Origin of the sequence: Mesorhizobium sp. M8A.F.Ca.ET.181.01.1.1, assembly GCF_004792025.1 — a bacterium.
Classification (GTDB): Bacteria; Pseudomonadota; Alphaproteobacteria; order Rhizobiales; family Rhizobiaceae; genus Mesorhizobium.
In genome coordinates this window covers 1-288 of sequence record NZ_SRTV01000300.1, presented here as the reverse complement: position 1 = coordinate 288, position 288 = coordinate 1, and the positions used below count along the sequence as shown (strand labels likewise).

Annotated in this window: 2 pseudogenes; one reads left to right on the top strand and one right to left on the bottom strand. The window is 64.9% G+C overall.

Annotated elements, in window-relative coordinates:
• Window positions 1-165: pseudogene (locus EN824_RS36465) on the top strand (cobalt-precorrin-6A reductase); the annotation flags it as partial.
• Here the strand turns inward: EN824_RS36465 and EN824_RS36460 are convergent.
• Window positions 129-288: pseudogene (locus EN824_RS36460) on the bottom strand (precorrin-3B C(17)-methyltransferase); the annotation flags it as partial. The pseudogenes EN824_RS36465 and EN824_RS36460 sit on opposite strands and share 37 nt — an antisense overlap.

Below are 288 nucleotides of genomic sequence, written 5' to 3'. Positions count from 1 at the left end.
GGCGACGCGACCTATGGCAAGATCGCCGCTGCGCGGGCGCTCGGCATCGAGGTGGTCATGATCCGCCGACCGCCTTTGCCGGACGTGCCCTCGGCTGAAACCGTCGATGCGCTGGCGGCAAAGGTCGATCATCTTTTCGACCCCGTTGCCGAACGCGGCGTGTAGACCAGCGCGGGTTTTTCGCCCCGCTTGATGATCCGGGTTTCGGGCGAGCCGATGATGATGCAGGTCGACATGTCGGCTTTTGCCGCATCGGCGTCCGCGAGCAGGAAAACCTCGATGCGCTCG